Here is a 17,053-nt window from a genome sequence, read left to right on the forward strand (position 1 = left end):
GCGCGAAGCAAAACGCCGAACGTCCGATCGCAAAACCATGAGGATTGTCATGCGCTATGCCGAAAGTCATGCCCTCAGGGGAAGGAACCTTGAGCGCGGACCGCGAACAGCGCGGCCTGCGTCCGGTCGCGCAAACCAAGTTTGGCGATCAGGTTCGAGACGTGGTTTTTCGCGGTGCCTTCCGTGATGACGAGCAAGCTTGCGATTTCTTTGTTGTTCAAGCCCCGACCTAATAAGGCGAGAATTTCTTTCTCGCGTTCGGTTAGCGCCTCCATGGCCGCCGAATCGCTTGCGCGGAGGAGATGAGGCGGCGCGCTTCTTTCCGACATCTTCTTCGCTTCTTGCAGCAGCATGGCCGTGATGTCGGATTGAAGCACCGTGCCTCCGTTATACACGGTCCGAATCGCGCTGACGATCGCTTCGGACGGCATATCCTTCAACAAGTAGCCGTGTACCCCTTCCTCCAATACCCGCACGATCAGCTCCGCGTCGTCGAAGGTGGTCAGAATGAGAATCTTGGTATCCGGCAAATGCTTGATGATCAGCCGGGATCCTTCAATACCGTCCATGCCCGGCATCCGAATATCCATGAGCACCACGTCCGGCCGCCTTTCCAGCGCCTTGGCGTAGGCATCTCTTCCGTCGACGGCCGTTCCGACCACGTCCATGTCCGGTTCCAGTCCGATGAGCGCGGCCAATCCTTCTCTCATCAGCCGCTGGTCATCCACGATCAATACTTTCAAAGCGCGACACGCCCCCTCACCGCCGCGGCATAGGGGAATATGCCTTCGATGGCAAAGCCGTCGTGCCGATCCGCGTGAATCCGCATCTGTCCATTCCACTCCTTCGTTCTTTCTTGCAAACCGACCAGACCAAATCCCGGCGTCAATTCGTCGGGGACCACGCCGTCATTGCGTATGCGCAGCGCAAAATCGGAGGCCGAATAGGAGAGCGAAACCCGAGCGTGTTTGGCGCCGCCGTGCTTCTGCGCGTTCGTAAGAGCTTCCTGCGCGATGCGATAGGCCGTCAACTGGAGATTGCGGGGCAGCGCGACGGGGACGCCGTTGAGCTCGAATTCGGTCTGCACCCCGGTCCATTTGGCGAAATCCGCGCACAGCTTGCGGAGGCTGTCGGGCAGATCGGCATCGCCCGCCGGTTCGTCCCGGATGGCCCTTACCGACAGCCGGACTTCCTGCAGGGACGATTGGATTAATTGTTCGCATTCCAAGTAGATGTGCCGGCTGCGCAAAGGTTCGGACACGTTCAGCTTGCGGGCCAGCTGCATTTGAACCAACAAGGCCGTTAAGTTATGGCCCACCGCATCGTGGATATCCCGCGCAATGCGCACTCTCTCCCGGGTTGCCGCGAGCTCCTCCGTTCGAAGCGCATATTCCCGCAGCTGCTCGTGAGATCGTATTAGCTGGGCGTACAGCTGATTCGCCTCGTCGCGGGCGCGTTGATAGTGTTGAATGACGGCGCTTGCGATACCGGCGAACAAAATAAACGAACAAGAGATCAAATATCCGGCGGCATCCAGCTTGCGGAATACGTACCAGTCGATGCCGATCATCGTGACCAGATAGACGGCTAGCAGCAGGATGCAGCTCATGACCAGCATTCGCGCGCTCTTGGCGAACACGAGAATCGCGAGGGCGGTGATGCCGATGAAGACATGATTCGGGAAATTCCCGCTCATATAGCCATACCCGCAGGCGGCGGATACGATGAAATCAAGGAGGAGGAGGTGCGGCAGCCACTGTCTGCGGCGGTGTCGATGGAGATAAACGACATTCATGCCCAGGAACAGAAGGACGGCAATGACGACGAGTACCAGACTCCAAAACATCGTAATCGATTGTTCGATATAAAAAGCGCCGGTTAAAGCGAAATCAAAGACGAGCTTCGCGGCCAATGCGAGCCTCCAAGATAGGGGGACCTTCTTTAGGTTGTCAATCACTCGGATCATGGATTTATTCGCCTCGCGTTCCAAGTTGGTATCCTAACTATAATCTTCAATCCGAAGGATTTTGCCGTCGCGTAGGTCGAATACGGATGTTCCCTTTAGCCGCAGCTGGTCCCCGGCCTTCATTCCGTTCGGCAAGTCCGCCGCCAATACGGCCGTGTAATCGATCTCGACTTCAATGCTGCCGTCGGTATCGCGATAGTGGACCGCTTGCTGGCGACGGCTGGAGAATAACGCGGCCGACTTCTCGGCCAACTCCCGGAACGCTTGGACGCCTTGAGTCTCCGCGTTCTGTTCGCCGTTATGGAAGTTACGGAAGACGATGTCCTCATGCAAGAGCTGCGCCATCCCTTCCATATCGAACGCATTGTATGCCTCGAGATAACGTTCGATGATGGCATTGGTTTTGTCATTCATCAGGATTGAACTCCTTCCCGGGTACGGTGAATTGGCAGAGAGGCATCGCTTCTCTGAACGCGGCCTGCGATGACCGTGCCTTAAATTGTACAATACCACATGTTGGAACAAAGCGGATCCAATTGTTTACAGATGCGGTCGAAGATGCTATCCTGATGATAACCAGTAGTTCTACTAGACATATCTATCCGACATGTAATGAAAATGGAGGCATGCGGTTTGCAGGACAAAATCATTCTGGGCTTATTGCTCGACGGGGATAAGTCCTCCTACGATCTGAAGAAAAGCATGGAATCGAGCACCGGGTTCTTCTACAACTCCAGCCAAGGCAGCATCCAACCGGCGCTCAAGAAGCTCGTTCAGCACGGGCACGTCCGGGTGACGGAGGAGCGACGGGGGGCACGGATCAAAATGACGTACTCGATTACGGAGGAAGGAGAGCAGGCGTTCTTACGCTGGGCAGGGGAGCCGATCGCGCTCGAGAAACCGAGAGACCCCGCGCTGGTCAAAATGTTCTTCTTCAATTACGTCGAAGGGGCTCGAAAACGCGAGCTCGTGGCAGCGTATTTGCGGGAAATCGAGCAGGTCGAGGCGATGCTGAACATGTTCCGGCAGCGGAATCAAGAACTGCTCGGCAACAACGAAGCGCTGCGCAAGGATCCGAAGGTGAAGAGCCGGCTGGACACGCTGGAATTCGGCTCGTCGTATTACGCGTTCTTGAAGGAGTGGTACGGGAAGTACCTCAATCGAATCGAAGAGGAGCTGGAGCCTTGAAGACAGGGGAGAGCAAGACGCTGCGCAACGCGATCATATTCTCGATCGTGGCGCTAAGCTGCGGATGGATCGGACGGCTGGTGGATTTGGAGGCCGGAAGGGACGAGAACGGAAGCTTGGGGCAGCTGATTTGGCTCGTGTCCCCGCTGTTGTGCATGGTCGTCTTGCGTGTCTGGGCGGGCGACGGCTGGAGAGATTTCGGTTTCAAGCCCCGTATCAAGGGAAACGGGTTTCCCTACCTGTTCAGCATTCTATTCTTCCCGCTGCTGGCCACGGTCATCGTCGGCATCGGCCTTGGGAGCGGTTGGACGGATGCGTCTTTGTCGTCGTCCTCGTATTTGGCGGCATTCGGCATGGCGATATTGCCGAGCTTGATCAAGAACATTTTCGAAGAATTCGCATGGCGAGGCTACCTGGCGCCGAGATTGTTCTCGCTGGGGTATAACCGCTTTCTCGTTCATATCGCCGTCGGGGTCATATGGGGAGCGTGGCATTTTCCGTATCTGTTCATCTTCGTGGATACCGCGGAGAGCATGTTCACGTACATCCCTCGCATGATGCTCGGCGTCATCGCGATGGCCGTGCTGTACGGCGAGCTGCTGCTCATGACCCGAAGCGTCTGGCCGGCGGTCGTCATGCACGCGATGGGCAATGCGTTCATCGATACGTTGATCTTGAAGAAGTTTATTCTCGTGCACGAGGAGTTCGCCTATGTCGCGATGCCGAGTCCGGAAGGGATTCTCGCGATCGCGTTGACGGGGCTTTGCGGGTTATGGATGTATAAGCGGAGAAAGGGAACTCCTTCTATAGCGTGACTGGATGTTGCTGTCAGCAGAAAATAAAGGACTAGACTGAAAAATAAATGATTAGACCGTGAAAATAAAGTCGTAGACTGGTCGCAAGCGTTAAGCTACCTGGCAGATTAGTTTAACAACAAATGGCAGCTATGATAGTATTAGGTTAGAGTCGTAAGGGAGTTGATGATGATCTTGCAAACCCTAGTAGGGCAGCTATCAGCTGTAATCACCTTTGGATTTGGGGCTTTGTTAATAGCGCTTTTCCCTATAATAAAGAAGGAAAATGGATTCTTTGCATGGTTTAGCTTAGTTGCGGGGGTTATAGTTTGGTTGCTCCTATTGTGGTTCACATTTGGTAATGAGTCCGTTAGGTATCAAATTCTACATCATGGATTGCAGTAACTGGGAACGATAGCGAAGCGATGGAATTGATCCATCGCTTCTTTATTATTACCCTGTACACGCTCAACGGGCAGGTTATTCTAAGGCCTAAAGTGATGATTTTTGTGGTGAGTAAATAAAGTAACTCTAGATCGACCTGTATGGAAAGCGAGGAGGTGCCACAGATTGAGAGCAGTTGGTGCAGGATTGTTACTGTCTATTTGCGTGTTTACAATTGCGGCTTTGAACGGGGATTTAATGAGTTCGTTAATACACTTATTTGGACTCGTTGGATTGGGTTGCATTATTCTTGCTGCCCTGTTCATGGGGGCTTTTATAGATCCTGACACTAGAAGAGTTGACCATTTCACTGATACGGAAGAGACAGCCAGTCAACGTACTAGGTGGTCAAAGACGCTTTTACTTGTTGGGTTACCTAATATAGTGCTGTTCGTTTTAACTTATCTTTTAGATGCTGTGATATTAAACTAACGGACAATCGTATTTCTACTACAACGACGGTGTATATTGATCTATACACGACCAAACGGTAGCCGGGAATTAATCATTCGGCTACCGTTTGGCATTATTCGATCTCCATTATTGTGGGCAAATTTCTCCTACAGTTACGACGACATTCCCCTTCTTATGTTTTTGCTCGACATAACGATGGGCATCGGGAATTTGTTCCAACGAATAGCGTCTATCGATGACTGGATTAATTTTACCTGCTTCAAGCAGCTCTTGGAGGAAGATAAGGTCTTCAACGCGAGGCTTTTGTGACATATGCACACTCACATATTTCCCGTTCGTACGCAATGCTTTTTTGAATGTCGATTGTTTGATTTTCGATATCGGTTTCCCGACGGCATCAAAGATTAAATCATAGCTTTCTCCAATCGCCATGAAATCCTGTTTCGTATAATCTATGACGCGATCGGCTCCTATAGATCTTACCATCTCCAGATTGGCAGTACTGCATACTCCTGTTACAACCGCCCCGTAATACTTGGCAAGCTGCACCGCATAAGTACCCACACTTCCGGAGGCTCCATAAATAAGGACCTTCATTCCGCTCGCGATGTTCCCCTGCCTTAGAAAGTTCAATGCGGTTATTCCCCCGACGGGAACAGCGGCAGCCTCCTCATAGCTCACATTGACCGGTTTGATGACCACCAGTCCATTTTCAGGCAAACATTTGTACTCGGCATATGCACCGAAGCCAAAACCACAAGACGCAAATACTTGATCACCGATCTTAAATCGTGTTACATCTTTGCCTGTGGCTTCAACTTCCCCAGCTAACTCAAACCCCAATATCGTTACTTTTTTGGGACTTAAGAGACCATTGTACAGTCTTGCAAGGAATGGGTCGGCCTTTCGCATTCGCCAGTCCCCCGCTGTTACCGTAGTCGCATATATTCTGACCAGTATTTCATTATCCTTAGGTGTAGGTTTCTCTAGCTCCTTCAGATGAAGAACATCGGGCGATCCGTATTTGGCATATACAATTGCTCTCATCCTTTACCCTCCTTGATTTGAAAAATCCGTTGCCCTCATCCCTAATCTGAGTTTGCTCCGTAAAAGAATACCTCTTCCAACGGCAAGTTAAAGGCGTGAGCAATGCGAAAAGCCAACTCCAGTGACGGGGAGTAGTTTCCTTTTTCAAGAGCAACGATCGTTTGTCGGGTTACGCCCGCCTTGTCGGCCAGCTGCTGCTGGGTCATTTAGACTCCTCTCCTGTAGTGATATAGTCTCGATATTGAACCGGTTACGTCTGAAAGAAATCCAGAGACGATTAGGACGATAAACATCACCTTCAAGGGCTGGTCTATAACTAATGAGCCCATAGCAAGTAGGAAACCAAGGACAAACATAGCAAATGAATTTCGATAGGCTAACAATTCAATACGCATATCCAGTTCATCCGCAAATGTAGGTTCCTTTTCACCTGTCGTCATTCGGAAGACGAAGTTGAAAATAATGCTGATCACGATATGTGCTGCGATGGAAAGCAAGGTCAATACAAGAACCAAGGATCCCCAGTAATGGAAGGTTGCTTTTGAATCCAGCAATTCATTGGGGTATTCTGGGTATTTGTGGCACCGCCTCTAATAAGGTAAAATATACTAAACATATTGTATACAAAACTATACATTTAGTCAATTTTATTATACAATCCATCTGAATAGGCAGTTCTCGACTTGAGTGATTTTTATGATACGGTTCTCACGAACTCAAACATGACCTTCGTCATGGTGGTACGGTTCTCAGTAACGGGGCTAACAGTGAAAAACAACAGATAGCAAAAGGGGCACTTTGTCCATACCCGCAAGGAGTTCCGCAAAGAACTTGTCCTTATGGGTAAGGTTCACTGAATCATCGCTAGGTCATTGAGCTATCGTAGGAACGATAGTTCAGAGCCATCCAGGAGCAGTTTGCCGCCGCGCAGCTGCTCCTTTTGCCGTTGAGCTATCGGACAGGGTAGTTCCAATATGTGGTATCGCAAAGAGATGAATCGAAGCGATTCAATCGGGAGGGGGAGTTACAATTGGCTAAATTATTACTTACCTCATGTGGATTTTATACTGAGTCAATTAAAAGCACATTTCTGAATTATTGGATGGAGACGTCAGACACTTGAAAGCAAGTATCATTGCAACGGCCTCACCTAAAAAAGAGAAGAACCGATTCGCGCAAAAAGCTAAAGATGACTTTAAGATGATGGGATTTCAAGATGTTGATTTTATTGATTTTGAGTTTGAAAATCCTGAATTGCTTGCTCAGAAAGATATAATATATATAAGTGGCGGGAATCCATTTCACCCCTGAAATGAACACAATGAGTTTAACCGATTTTGCTGCATTAGAAATAACTGACAAGCTTATTTTTCCCATTACGATAGAGAAGATTTGTTTAAGGATCAATCTGGTAGGACTATTGAAGAAAGAATTAGGGAGTTTGAAACCCTTGAAAATTGTGGTGTCACAAGATTGAATGATGACCAATCAATACTTGTATTAACATAACTTAGTCTAAGTGAGGACATCACCGTTTCTTCAACAAACAGTGATTCAACTAGCGAGGAACTATAACTTAATGAACACAGCGGCAGCCGGTCACAGAGCGGCTGCCGCTGTTCATTGAAGTAACGGGCAGTCTACTACAACCTAATGTGTTAAAAAATGGTTGTAAAACACTTCAAAATAAGGTTGTAAAGGCGGGGAGGGCTTTGAACATATCAAATGAGTTTTACAGCAATGTCATACAGATATATGGTGAAGCTGGTGAAGACTGGCTTGTACGTGTGCCAGATATTATTGACAGGTGTAGTGAGAAGTGGGGGCTTAGCAACTTAGTGTTGTTAGACAATTTCTCAAACATAGTGTTGTTTGGATCAAGTAGTTTTTTTGGTGATGTCGTTTTAAAAATCGGCATGGATATTACTACCGAGATCAATGCATTATCTCGTCTTAGTGGGCCGGCTATCTGCCAATGTTATGCTATGGAAGAGACTCTTGGTGCATTACTCTTGGAACGTATTACACCGGGAAATGATTTAACTACGGTTCCATCAGAAGAAGAACGAATTATTATAGCTGCTAAACTAATGCTAAAATTGTCTGTAGTTCCAGGAACCGATGTGGATAAATTCCCTACATATAGCCAACTGATCGAGAAAGATTTTAATAGCATGCGTAAGGGAAGAACGTTAAATAAGAATATGGCCCTCTACATCGAACGTGCAGAAAAGTTCTTAGAGACGAATTCCAAAGCTCCTTCACGGTGATTTGCACCACGAAAACATACTTCATGACAGAAGTGGTCATTGGAAATCGATTGACCCCAAAGGTGTAATTGCTGCACCTTTCCTGGAGAGTGCTCGATTTATTGTTAACCAATTGGGTCACGTTTCAGCAAATGACAAAGCAAGATCAATTGCTACTTTGACCAATAAATTCAGCGAGGTATTTAATGAAAGCCCAATTATAATTGGGCTTTCATTGATCAGGTGCTGATTCTTTGTTGCATGTATAAGAATAACGAAGATCCGCATGAGATCTTAAAGTCCCTCAATAATTGCCAAGATTATCTCGATTTTATTGAATCCTACCAATGAAGTTCCACCTCTCATCGTTACGGAGAACGATAGTCCAATCTTGACATGCGGCGACCGGCCATTGATCGGTCGCCGTTCGTCGTTGATCGGGCAGGATAGTGAGGAATACATGAGGTACTATAAAAGTTAGAACTCATTATCCTTAGGATTATCGAGATATAATCCAGCTAACTTCGTTAATAACAATGCAAAATGGCATTAGATGTGGTTAGGGGGATTAAAATGAACATTGTCGAAAAGCGATTAAAGGATATAAGACCCTTGTTTTTTCTCTATTCTTTTTTTACCACTGTAATTATTTATTCCGTTTTTTTTGCTATGATTTCCAGAGACGATGGTGTTATCTTTGATTTTCAAACTTTTTTCATGGTCTGTCCCTATGTTTTTATTGGGGTAATGTTCTTTGGTGTTCCTATAGCTATTACGATTGATCTGATCATGTCAAAACTGAAAATCAAATCTAAAATGAGAGCTCTACTTCTTGAAACTATTCTATATCTAACCATTTCAATGATTGGAACTTTTTTGACACTTCTGTTGATATTCAGAGATTTCTCGATGTTGATACAAGATTTTATATTCGGTGACGGCATATTTCTGCATATTTTCGGTGCACCGCTTGCAATTCTATTCCAAATTTCATTACGCTTCTTCAGGTATATTTATCGTGTCTTTCTAAAAAGGAAATATAGATCCGTATTAGAATGAAACCTTCAAACGTAAGGGGGTTCTGAGAAATATTCAATACTTACGAGAGAAGAATAAGCTAAAGAAGAGACGTTAGTTAAATGCGACAGCGGCAGTCTGCGGCTTAATTTTTCAGTCTTGATCCGCCGCTGACTAATTTTAATGATCAGTCTATAACTTGTTCTTCATAAGCTGACGATTATTCAGTTCAAGAATCACGTAAGATCACTCCCATTCGGCTTTCATCTAATCCCTCCTCAGCTGCTTACAGCAATCGATAAACACGGAAGACCCTGCTCACAAACTTGTCGGCAGGGTCTTCTTGTTGTCTTTTGCGAGTTTTTGCGAGGCCTTGCCCCATCATCCGATATTCGGCGTCGACGCCCGAATGACCGGCTTCGTGTAAATATGCGACACCTGGTACGGCTGCTCGGGATCGTGGATGCGCGCGAGCAGCATCTCGGCGCCTTTAACGCCCATCTCGCCGCGGTAAATATGGACGGTCGTGAGCGGCGGCTCGACGATATCGGATTCTTGGCTGTTGTCGAAGCCGCACACGGCGACGTCGCCGGGGATGCGCACGCCGCGGTTCTTCAGCGCCTTCATCAGGTTGACGGCGAGAAAATCGTTCGCGCACACGAACGCGGACGGCAGCTGCTCCATCTCGCCAAGCTGCTCGTCGAGCCAACCGGGCTGCCCATAATACCGGTCCTCGCCCGTGATGCATTGGCCGGCGTTAAACCCGATGCCGGCATCCGCCAAGGCGCGGTTAAAGCCGACCCACCGTTCGCGGAAGCTGCGGCAATGATTGTAATCGCCGACGAATCCGATGCTGCCGTGCCCGCTATCGATCAACTTCTTCACGAGGCTGTACGTGCTGTGTTCGTTCTCCATCAGCAGCACGTCGGCTTCGAAGTCGGGATAGCAGACGTTGGCGGAGCAGTCGATGAACAGCGTCGGAATGCCGAGATCCGTAATGACCTGGCTGTAAGCCAAGTCGAACAGCTCGATGCAAATGATGCCGTCGACGTTCGAGGCGTCGAAGTTGTTCGGCAAGGACAGGCCGCGAAGCTCGATGTCCCGGATAATATGAATGGACAAATTATAGCCCTCGGCGCTAATCCGCTTCTCCAGCCCGCTGATCAGCGCGGTGCCGAAGTGGGACGAGTTCGGCAGATTGGCCGTTAATAACGCGATATTGCCCGGCGTTCGAGGCAGCAAGCTGTCGCTCTCCATATAAGCGAACTGTTTATATTTCAATTCGATCGCTTTCTTGACGACTTTGCTGCGCGTCTCGTCGGGAATGCCGCCGCTCCCGTTCAGCGCCTTGGAGGCGGTGTTGCGGGAGATGCCCAGCGCATCGGCGATGTCTTGTATCGTCACGCGTTCCTTTGCCATCGGTTCACCTCATGTTTTCGCTTTCCCATTTCTCCTTCAAATGTATACCAGTTTGTGAATAATAGCAATGTCATTTTTACATATGCACAATTCCATTTGCCCAGTTGGCAATGCGGTTTACAAAGTTGAGGGAATATGCACCTATTTGCTAGCGTCATAAGTTTGAAATGAGGCACGCAGCAGGCTTAATGTGTGGTTTTTGTCCGGAATGCACAGATTCATCAAGGTTAATTGTGCAAATGTAAAACTATTAAACTAATAAATGACACTATCTGGTTGTCAAAATAACGCAGGGAATTTTACAAATTGTATTGACGTATGCACAATCCGATGCTAAATTGATAGTGAATCAGGAACGGAATAACATGAAAGACCACATTTGAAAGCCCTTACGATGGTCAAATGTAAACTTTTGGGGAGGGACACAGACCACATATGCAACAATCACTTCAAGCGCTAGAAGGGAAGAAGGCGGCGGAAGGGAGCGGCAAGCTGGGCGGTCTCGATTATTTGAAGAAGCATTACGTCTTGTACGTGCTGCTGGCGCCCGCGCTCATCCTGACGCTCATCTTCAAATACGGTCCGATGTACGGCGCGGTCATCGCGTTCAAAGACTTCAGTCCGATCAAGGGCATCATGGGCAGCGAATGGGTCGGCTTCAAGCATTTCGACAAATTCCTGTCTTCGCCGAATTTCGAACTCATTCTGCTTAACACGCTGAAACTGAGCGCCTTCGGCCTCTTGCTCGGTTTCCCGGTGCCGATCCTGCTGGCGCTCATGCTCAATCAAGTGCGCAAGGCGGCGGTGAAGAAGAACGTCCAGCTGTTCTTGTACGCGCCGAACTTCATCTCCGTCGTCGTCATCGTCGGGATGCTGTTCATCTTCCTCTCGCCGACGGGTCCGGTCAATCAGCTGATTGCCTGGGCGACGGGCGAGCCGGTCATGTTCATGCTGAAGGCCGAATATTTCCGCTGGATCTACATCCTGTCCGACATCTGGACCGGGGCCGGGTGGGCTTCGATCATCTACGTGGCGGCGCTCGCGAACGTCGATCCGGAGCTGCACAACGCGGCTAGCCTCGACGGGGCGAACCTGCTGCAGCGCATCCGTCATATCGATCTGCCGACGATACGGCCGATCATGGCGATCGTCTTCATCTTGGCGGCCGGCGGCATTATGTCGATCGGTTTTGAAAAGGCTTACCTGATGCAGACGGCGATGAATTTGCCGACGTCCGAGATCATTCCGACTTATGTGTACAAAATCGGCTTGCAAGCGGGCGATTATTCGTATTCCGCGGCCGTCGGGCTGTTCAATTCCGTCATCAACGTCCTGCTGCTTATCACGGTGAATCTCGTCGTGAAGAAGCTGAACGAGGGCGAAGGACTTTATTAGAAAGGAGCAAACGCCCATGTACGTCAAACCATCCGGACTGGATCGCTTCCTGCTTATCCTGAACGGCATTCTGCTGACGCTCGCCGTCCTCATCGTCGTGCTGCCGCTCCTCTATATCGTCGTCGCGTCGTTCATGGACCCGTCGGTGCTGCTCAGCCGCGGCCTGTCGTTCAAGGTGTCGGATTGGACGCTGGACGGCTACGAGAAAATCGTGACTAACCCCGCCATGGTGCGCGGTTTCGGCAATGCCGTGCTCTACTCGGTCCTGTTCTCGCTGACGACCGTGTTCCTCTCGGTGTGCGCCGGCTACGCGATGGCCGACGACCGGCTGAAGGGGCGCAAGATTTTCATGACGCTCTTCCTGATCACGCTGTTCTTCGGCGGGGGCCTCATACCGACCTACCTGCTCGTCAAGAAGCTGGACATGATCGACACGATCTGGGCCGTCGTCATCCCCGGCGCGGTGAACGTGTGGAATATCATTTTGGCCCGGACCTTCTTCCGCGGGGTGCCCTTCGAGCTGAAAGAAGCGGCTTACGTGGACGGGGCTTCCGAGTGGAAGGTGTTCGCTAGCATCGTGCTGCCGCTGTCGAAGCCGATTATTTTCGTCCTGGCGCTGTACGCGTTCGTCGGCCAGTGGAACTCGTATTTCGACGCTATGATCTATCTGGACAACGCCAGTCTGCATCCGCTGCAGCTCGTGCTGCGTTCCATCCTCATCCAGAACCAGGTCGATCCCGGCATGATCGGCGACCAGCTGGCGATGGCGGAGATGAAGCGGTTGTCCGAAATGATCAAATACGCGGCGATCGTCATCTCCAGCCTGCCGCTGCTCGTCATGTACCCGTTCTTCCAGAAGTATTTCGAGAAAGGTGTCATGGTCGGTTCGCTTAAGTAAGGACCGGCTGCACATAAATGCTTCATCTTAGCGATAAAATGGGAGGTCAAATCGATGAACAAGACCAGACAACCGCAAGCCGCTTTGAAAACCGTCTCCGCCGCCGTGCTCGTCTCCGCGCTCTTGCTGTCCGCTTGCAGCAATGGAGGGAACGAGGGCGCAGCTAGTCCGAAGCAGGACGCGGAAGGCGGCAAGACGACGCTGAACATCATGACGCAGAGCTCGGCGCTCGCGCCGGCCGATCCGAACGAGAAGCTCATTTTCAAACGGCTGGAAGAGAAGACGAACGTCCATATCAATTGGAAAAACTTCACCCGCGACGTGTTCGTCGAGAAGCGCAATCTCGCGATGGCGAGCGGCGATCTGCCCGACGCGATCTTCGACGCCGGCTACGGCGATTACGAGCTGCTGAAGCTGGCCAAGGACGGCGCGATCATCCCGCTGAACGAATTAATCGAAACGCAGATGCCGAACCTGAAGAAAGTCTTGGAAGAAGCGCCCGCATATAAATCGATGATGACGGCGCCGGACGGCAATATTTACGCCTTCCCTTGGATCGAGGAGCTGGGCAGCGGCAAAGAGCGCATCCAGGCGGTCGACGCGGTGCCGTGGATCAACGTCGAGTGGCTGAAGAAGCTCGGTCTCGACATGCCGAAGACGACGGGAGAATTGAAGAAGGCGCTGATCGCCTTTAAGACGCAGGACCCGAACGGCAACGGCCAGGCGGACGAAATTCCGCTCTCCTTCATCAACAAGCCGGGCGCCGAGGATCTCGTCTTCCTGTTCGCGTCGTTCGGCTTGGGCGAGAACCCTGATCACGCGGTCGTCACGAACGACGGCAAGGTCGTCTTCACGCCGGCCGAGGAAGACTACAAGAACGCGGTCAAATACATTCACGAGCTGTATGAAGAAGGACTCATCGACGTGGAGGCGTATACGCAGGATTGGAGCACGTATTTGGCCAAAGGCAAGGATCAGAAATACGGCCTTTATTTCTCCTGGGATAAGAGCAATATTACCGGCGCCAACGACAGCTACGACGTCATGCCTCCGGTCGCCGGCCCGAGCGGCGAGATCAACGTCACCCGGACGAACGCGCTCGGTTTCCATCGCGGCAGAACGGTCGTGACGAGCACGAATCGGAATTTGGAGGCGACGGCTAAGTGGATGGATCAAATGTACGACCCGATCCAATCCGTGCAGAACAACTGGGGCACGTACGGCGACGAGACGCAGCAAAATATTTTCGAATTCGACGAAGCAAGCAATTCCCTGAAGCATCTGCCGCTGAACGGCACCGCGCCGGTCGAACTGCGGGAGAAGACGAGCGTGGCCGGCCCGCTGGCGATTCTGGACAGCTACTACGGCAAATTCACGACCGTGCCGGACGACGCGAAGGAACGACTGCGCATCGTCAAAGAAGTCATGGTGCCGCACATGAAAGCGGAGAACGTCATGCCGAGCGTGTTCAACTCGATCGACGAGCTGGACGCCTTGACGACGATCGAGACGGATCTGTTCGCCTACGTGCTGCGCATGCGCACCGAATGGTACCAGAACGGCAAGATCGACGAGCAGTGGGATGACTACTTGAAGGAGCTGGACCGTCTGGGCTTGCCGAAATGGATGGAGATCAAGCAGGCGGGCTACGACCGGGCGACGCAGAAGTAACGGCCGCCGATATAAAGACGATGAGAACGCCTCCGGCGGCACTAGCCGCCGAAGGCGCATATAGAGGAGAGCAAAGGAGAGAAGCATGCATGTCTACGATGATCCAGCATGATTACAGAGGTGTCTATCATTTCTCGCCGCGCGAGAAGTGGATGAACGATCCGAACGGGATGGTGTTCTTCAATGGGGAGTACCATCTCTTCTACCAACATCATCCGAGCGGAATGAAATGGGGACCGATGCATTGGGGTCACGCGGTGAGCAAGGATTTGGTCGGTTGGGAAGAGCTGCCGATCGCGCTCGCGCCGGATGAGCTGGGGATGATTTTCTCCGGCAGCGCGGTGGTGGATTGGCACGACACGACGGGCTTCTTCGGCGGCGAACCGGGACTCGTGGCCATCTTCACGCATCATCTGGAGCGGGAAGGGACGTCCCCGCTGCAGACGCAAAGCTTGGCGTACAGCAAGGACGCGGGAAGAACATGGATCAAATACGCAGGCAATCCGGTGCTGAAGCACGATTCCTTCGTCGACTTCCGCGATCCGAAAGTGTTCTGGCATGCCGAGCAGGGGCGATGGGTCATGATCGTCGCCTGCGGCCAAACGGTATGCCTCTACCATTCGCCGGATCTGAAATCGTGGACGTTCGCGAGCGAATTCGGCGATGGGATCGGCTTCCACGGAGGCGTATGGGAATGTCCGGATTTGTTCCCGCTGCCGGTGGACGGAGACGCCGCGAAGACGAAATGGATCATGCTCGTGAGCATCGGCGATAGCCCGGACTATCCGGAGGGCTCGCGCACGCAGTATTTCACCGGCGAATTCGACGGCGAGACGTTCGTGCCCGACGCGCATTCGCAGATAGTGCGCTGGCTGGATTACGGCCGGGATAACTACGCGGGCGTCAGCTGGTCCGACGTGCCGGCCGAGGACGGCAGACGGCTGTTCATCGGCTGGATGAGCAACTGGAAATACGCCAACCTGACCCCGACCGAAGGCTTCCGCGGCGCGATGACGGTAGCGAGGGAGCTTACTCTTCGCACGCTCTCGGATGGCAGCGCGGCCGTGATCCAGCATCCGGTTCGCGAGCTAGCGGCCGCTCGCGTGCCGCTCGTGACGCTGCAGAATGCGACGGTAGCCGAAGCGCAGGCGGCGCTCGCGGGACTGCGGCTCGAGAGCTATGAGCTGCGGGCGGAGGCGGCTCCAGGCTCCTCCTTCGCGTTCCGGGTAAGAGCGGGCGGCGGCGCGGAGACGATCGTCGGCGTGGACGCTTCTCTTAGTCAAGCGTACGTGGACCGGTCGAACGCCGGCTTGAACGAATTCCATGCGCAGTTCGGCGGACGGCATGCGGCGAAGCTGGAAGCCGGCGGCGCGGCCGAGGTGTCGCACGATCTGACGATTCTCGTGGACCGCGCCTCCGTCGAAGCGTTCGCGAACGACGGGCAGGCGATCCTCACCGATCTGATCTATCCGAACGCCGATGCCGCCGGCCTCTCGGTTACTGGTGACGAGGGCTTGGTGTTTGCTTCCTTAGCAGTCTATGCGCTGAAGCCGCCGGCCGGCGGTTCGGTCTGAGCGCGAAAGGAGGCGGCGGACTCATGACGCGTATTGGCGCAATCGAAGCGGGCGGCACGAAATTCGTCTGCGGCATCGGCAGCGAGCGGGGCGAGATCGAGGACCGCATCAGCTTCCCGACGGAAGGACCCGAGCGGACGATCGGCCAGGCAATCGCTTATTTCAAGGGGAAGGGCGTCGACGCCATCGGCATCGGCTCCTTCGGGCCGATCGATATTCGGCCGGGGAGCCCGACCTATGGCTATGTCACCACGACGCCGAAGCCGGGCTGGTCGAACGTCGATCTGCTCGGCGCGCTGCGGCGCGAGTTCGGCGTGCCGATGGGCTGGGATACCGACGTGAACGCGGCGGCGCTCGGCGAAGCGACGTGGGGCGCGGCCCGCGGCTTAAGCAGCTGCTTGTATTACACGGTCGGCACGGGCATCGGCATCGGCGTCTATGCGGAAGGCCGCCTCGTGCACGGGCTGGTCCATCCCGAAGGCGGGCATACGCTGCCGCGTCGGCATCCGGACGACGCCTTCGCCGGACGATGCCCGTATCACGGCGATTGCCTGGAGGGCATGGCGGCAGGTCCGGCGATCGAAGCCCGCTGGGGCGCGAAAGGGCACGGGCTTCCCGCGGAACATCCGGCCTGGGCGATCGAAGCGTTCTACCTCGGGCAGTCGATCGCGGGCGCCGTGCTGCTCAATTCGCCGGAGAAGGTCATCCTCGGCGGCGGCGTCATGCAGCAAGCGCAGCTGTTCCCGCTCATTCGCGCCGAGGTGAAGCGTAACCTTAACGGCTACGTGAGCTCCCGCGAGATTGTCGAGGATATCGACGGCTACATCGTGCCGCCGGGGCTCGGCCAGCAAGCCGGGCTGTGCGGCGCGGCGGCGCTGGGACTCGCGGCGCTGCGCGGGGCTGTAGGCTAGGGGGCGGCGCCGCTCCATATCGTACTCCGCCATCATTACTACCGGGTCACAACATGGCAAATACCC

Annotated in this window: 18 protein-coding genes; 12 read left to right on the forward strand and 6 right to left on the reverse strand. The window is 52.6% G+C overall.

Going from position 1 to position 17,053, the window contains the following annotated elements:
• Positions 1 to 74 precede the first annotated feature (74 nt).
• From BCM02_RS14670 to BCM02_RS14680, 3 genes are all read right to left on the reverse strand, one after another.
• A complete protein-coding gene (locus BCM02_RS14670) occupies positions 75 to 710 on the reverse strand; it encodes a response regulator (RefSeq protein WP_246183402.1) in 636 nt (211 codons plus the stop codon).
• A 29-nt stretch (positions 711 to 739) separates the two neighbouring features.
• Positions 740 to 1,912, reverse strand: coding sequence for a sensor histidine kinase (locus BCM02_RS14675; RefSeq protein WP_246183381.1), 1,173 nt, complete (start codon positions 1,910 to 1,912; stop codon positions 740 to 742).
• 87 nt (positions 1,913 to 1,999) lie between these two features.
• Positions 2,000 to 2,380: a nuclear transport factor 2 family protein gene (locus tag BCM02_RS14680; RefSeq protein WP_148929860.1), complete on the reverse strand. Its 381-nt coding sequence runs from the start codon at positions 2,378 to 2,380 to the stop codon at positions 2,000 to 2,002.
• 219 nt (positions 2,381 to 2,599) lie between these two features.
• Here BCM02_RS14680 and BCM02_RS14685 point away from each other — a divergent pair, with 219 nt between their 5' ends.
• From BCM02_RS14685 to BCM02_RS14695, 3 genes are all read left to right on the forward strand, one after another.
• On the forward strand, positions 2,600 to 3,154 hold the full coding sequence (locus tag BCM02_RS14685; RefSeq protein WP_187434224.1) for a PadR family transcriptional regulator: 555 nt from the start codon (positions 2,600 to 2,602) through the stop codon (positions 3,152 to 3,154).
• Complete coding sequence (locus BCM02_RS14690) at positions 3,151 to 3,969, forward strand: CPBP family intramembrane glutamic endopeptidase (RefSeq protein ID WP_148929862.1); 819 nt, start codon at positions 3,151 to 3,153, stop codon at positions 3,967 to 3,969. Before BCM02_RS14685 ends, BCM02_RS14690 begins: the two co-directional genes overlap by 4 nt.
• Before the next feature lie 549 nt (positions 3,970 to 4,518).
• Positions 4,519 to 4,824 carry a DUF5316 domain-containing protein gene (locus BCM02_RS14695; protein ID WP_148929863.1) on the forward strand — a complete coding sequence of 102 codons (306 nt, stop codon included), beginning with the start codon at positions 4,519 to 4,521 and terminating at the stop codon, positions 4,822 to 4,824.
• A 108-nt stretch (positions 4,825 to 4,932) separates the two neighbouring features.
• Here BCM02_RS14695 and BCM02_RS14700 read toward each other — a convergent pair whose 3' ends face one another.
• Positions 4,933 to 5,853, reverse strand: a complete 921-nt coding sequence (locus tag BCM02_RS14700) for an NAD(P)-dependent alcohol dehydrogenase (protein ID WP_148929864.1) — start codon at positions 5,851 to 5,853, stop codon at positions 4,933 to 4,935.
• A gap of 41 nt (positions 5,854 to 5,894) precedes the next feature.
• On the reverse strand, positions 5,895 to 6,059 hold the full coding sequence (locus tag BCM02_RS14705) for a helix-turn-helix transcriptional regulator (RefSeq protein ID WP_148929865.1): 165 nt from the start codon (positions 6,057 to 6,059) through the stop codon (positions 5,895 to 5,897).
• Positions 6,060 to 6,972: 913 nt separating this feature from the next.
• Between BCM02_RS14705 and BCM02_RS35980 the strand changes: the two genes are divergently transcribed.
• From BCM02_RS35980 to BCM02_RS14730, 4 genes are all read left to right on the forward strand, one after another.
• The gene (locus BCM02_RS35980; protein WP_246183382.1) at positions 6,973 to 7,164 is read left to right on the forward strand and encodes a hypothetical protein; all 192 of its coding nucleotides are present in this window, start codon (positions 6,973 to 6,975) and stop codon (positions 7,162 to 7,164) included.
• A 401-nt stretch (positions 7,165 to 7,565) separates the two neighbouring features.
• The gene (locus BCM02_RS14720) at positions 7,566 to 8,123 is read left to right on the forward strand and encodes a hypothetical protein (RefSeq protein WP_148929866.1); all 558 of its coding nucleotides are present in this window, start codon (positions 7,566 to 7,568) and stop codon (positions 8,121 to 8,123) included.
• A 1-nt stretch (position 8,124) separates the two neighbouring features.
• Complete coding sequence (locus BCM02_RS14725; protein WP_222871011.1) at positions 8,125 to 8,352, forward strand: hypothetical protein; 228 nt, start codon at positions 8,125 to 8,127, stop codon at positions 8,350 to 8,352.
• 323 nt (positions 8,353 to 8,675) lie between these two features.
• On the forward strand, positions 8,676 to 9,161 hold the full coding sequence (locus tag BCM02_RS14730; RefSeq protein WP_148929867.1) for a hypothetical protein: 486 nt from the start codon (positions 8,676 to 8,678) through the stop codon (positions 9,159 to 9,161).
• Positions 9,162 to 9,500: 339 nt separating this feature from the next.
• Here the strand turns inward: BCM02_RS14730 and BCM02_RS14735 are convergent, their stop codons facing one another.
• A complete protein-coding gene (locus BCM02_RS14735) occupies positions 9,501 to 10,538 on the reverse strand; it encodes a LacI family DNA-binding transcriptional regulator (protein ID WP_148929868.1) in 1,038 nt (345 codons plus the stop codon).
• A 435-nt stretch (positions 10,539 to 10,973) separates the two neighbouring features.
• On the opposite strand from BCM02_RS14735, the gene BCM02_RS14740 reads away from it, so the two are divergent.
• The 5 genes from BCM02_RS14740 to BCM02_RS14760 all read left to right on the forward strand — a co-directional run bounded on the left by BCM02_RS14740 (position 10,974) and on the right by BCM02_RS14760 (position 16,987).
• On the forward strand, positions 10,974 to 11,933 hold the full coding sequence (locus BCM02_RS14740) for an ABC transporter permease (RefSeq protein ID WP_148929869.1): 960 nt from the start codon (positions 10,974 to 10,976) through the stop codon (positions 11,931 to 11,933).
• Between the two features lie 16 nt (positions 11,934 to 11,949).
• A complete protein-coding gene (locus tag BCM02_RS14745; protein WP_148929870.1) occupies positions 11,950 to 12,831 on the forward strand; it encodes a carbohydrate ABC transporter permease in 882 nt (293 codons plus the stop codon).
• A gap of 54 nt (positions 12,832 to 12,885) precedes the next feature.
• Positions 12,886 to 14,502, forward strand: a complete 1,617-nt coding sequence (locus tag BCM02_RS14750) for an ABC transporter substrate-binding protein (RefSeq protein ID WP_148929871.1) — start codon at positions 12,886 to 12,888, stop codon at positions 14,500 to 14,502.
• An 89-nt stretch (positions 14,503 to 14,591) separates the two neighbouring features.
• Entirely contained in the window at positions 14,592 to 16,076 is a 1,485-nt protein-coding gene (locus tag BCM02_RS14755) for a glycoside hydrolase family 32 protein (RefSeq protein ID WP_148929872.1), read from the forward strand.
• A gap of 23 nt (positions 16,077 to 16,099) precedes the next feature.
• Positions 16,100 to 16,987, forward strand: a complete 888-nt coding sequence (locus tag BCM02_RS14760; RefSeq protein WP_148929873.1) for an ROK family protein — start codon at positions 16,100 to 16,102, stop codon at positions 16,985 to 16,987.
• The last annotated feature ends 66 nt before the right edge of the window (positions 16,988 to 17,053 follow it).

This window comes from Paenibacillus methanolicus (assembly GCF_008124765.1).
GTDB lineage: Bacteria > Bacillota > Bacilli > Paenibacillales > Paenibacillaceae > Paenibacillus_Z > Paenibacillus_Z methanolicus.